The sequence below is a fragment of the Pseudomonas sp. RIT778 genome, from assembly GCF_019718735.1.
Classification (GTDB): Bacteria; Pseudomonadota; Gammaproteobacteria; order Pseudomonadales; family Pseudomonadaceae; genus Aquipseudomonas; species Aquipseudomonas aphyarum.
In genome coordinates this window covers 1-1,748 of record NZ_JAIHBA010000078.1, presented here as the reverse complement: position 1 = coordinate 1,748, position 1,748 = coordinate 1, and the positions used below count along the sequence as shown (strand labels likewise).

Genomic DNA, 1,748 nt, shown 5'->3' with positions numbered 1-1,748 from the left:
GTAGGTCTGGCTGATTTGCGGCATGTCGTCGCCGTGCTTGTAGCGCGCCTGCATCGAGGGCCCCAGACGCAAGCCGTCACCGGCCAGTCGGGAATTGCTGGTGACCAGCACGGAACCCTCGATCAGGTTGACCTTCACCTGATCCTCATACATCCAGACGTTGAAGCGGGTGCCGGTGACGCGAATCCTGCCTTCGGCGGCCCTGACAATGAACGGGTGGCTCAGGTCGTGGCTGACTTCAAAGAACGCCTCGCCTTTTTTCAGGGTGACGCGGCGTTCGTCCTTGAAGTTGCTGTAGGTCAGCTCGGTGTTGAGGTTCAGTTCGACCTGACTGCCGTCACCCAGGGTGACATGGCGGACGTTATCGGTGGCCGCGAAATGCTGATAGCTGTTGGGCAGCCAGCCGAGGTTCCAGCCGGCCCAGGCCGCCAGTGGCAAGGCCAGTGCGCAGACAGACGCCGCAACGGCGTACTGGCGCCATGAGCTGACGGGTTGGCGAATCGGCACAACCGGTGCGGGTTCCGGGCGCGGCAAGTGTTCAGCCACGTCCCAGATTTCCAGCATCGCCTCATACTCGAACGCGTGAAGCGGGTGTGCATCGCGCCATTGTTCGAACGCCAGCCGCTCTTCGGCGGTGCAGTCGACGGCGTGCAGACGCATGCACCAATGCGCGGCGGCATCGGTGATCGCATCGTATTCGGCTTCCGAGAGGGTGTTCTGGGTCATTGACTCATCCTGATTTCCCGCATTCTAACCTTGGGGGGGAGGTGTCGAGAACAACCGTCATGGCATTTACCCATCAAACTTGGAACTTTTTTTCCCTCAGACGCCCCAAAAAACAGGACGTCCCGCGAACATTAATCATAAATGGAGTGAAAAAATGATCAAAAGAACCTTGGCCGCTTTCGTCGCAACCGCCAGTCTCCTTAGTGCCGGTGCGGCGCTGGCCGACCGCCCGGGCGCTGGATGGATCACCATCGAAAAAGCCATCGAGATCGTCAAGACCAAGGCCGGTTATGTCGAGGTCTACGAGATCGAGGCCGACAACAACGGCTATTGGAAAGGGGAAGGGCGCAAGGCTGATGGCGTGGTGTACGAATTCCGTATCGACGGCGCATCGGGCAATGTCCTTCGTGACCGGAAGGATTGAATTCAACGCGGTTGAACGGAATGCGCAGGTATCGAGCCTGCGCATTTTTTGTGTGGATCAAGGGGACGATGCAACTTCCAGCTGCCGGCCCACTTCGCAGATCAGCAGCGCGATCGAATCGGCGTTGTGCAAGATGACACCGACGCGGGCATCCGATGTTTGTTGATCCATGAACGCATTGCGCGCCCCGTTCATGGTGGTGCTGTGCGTTTGCCTGAATATCTCCGCGGCCGTGGCCTCTTTTTCGGGAATTCTGTCAAAGTCAATCCAGACCGCGCGCTCCGGGTTCCATTCCGCAAACAATTGCGCCCGGGGAGTGGCCAGTGAAAGCGCCATTCTTCGTTCGTCCTGCAACTCCTGGAGCAGCTTGGCGCCGTCGGGTGTCACGGACGAAATCAGGTCACAGAAAGGCTCTCGCCCGCGTACGGTTGCGATATCCCAGGCGTTGCTCAGTTGATGGGCGAGTTCGTGGATCAGGGTTTCGGCTTGTGCGTGGCCGTCGATATCAAATCCAGGCGCAGTGACGGGCACGTAGTCCCCCAGGTCCTGGTCAAAAAAGTGCTGGGTGAAATGGACCTTGTTCTGCTGGTCGCCATCG

Annotated in this window: 2 protein-coding genes and 1 pseudogene; 1 reads left to right on the top strand and 2 read right to left on the bottom strand. The window is 58.9% G+C overall.

Annotated elements, in window-relative coordinates; all coding sequences use genetic code 11:
* On the bottom strand, positions 1-726 hold a 726-nt coding region (locus K5E37_RS29325), incomplete at its 3' end, for a FecR domain-containing protein (protein WP_221535831.1).
* A gap of 154 nt (positions 727-880) precedes the next feature.
* Between K5E37_RS29325 and K5E37_RS29320 the strand changes: the two genes are divergently transcribed.
* Complete coding sequence (locus K5E37_RS29320) at positions 881-1,150, top strand: PepSY domain-containing protein (protein ID WP_085603990.1); 270 nt, start codon at positions 881-883, stop codon at positions 1,148-1,150.
* Positions 1,151-1,207: 57 nt separating this feature from the next.
* Here K5E37_RS29320 and K5E37_RS29315 read toward each other — a convergent pair.
* Positions 1,208-1,748: pseudogene (locus K5E37_RS29315) on the bottom strand (hypothetical protein); the annotation flags it as partial.

Excerpts from the sequence above, each read along its gene's own strand:
- K5E37_RS29320 (WP_085603990.1), top strand. The coding sequence starts at position 881 with ATGATCAAAAGAACCTTGGCCGCTTTCGTCGCAACCGCCAGTCTCCTT.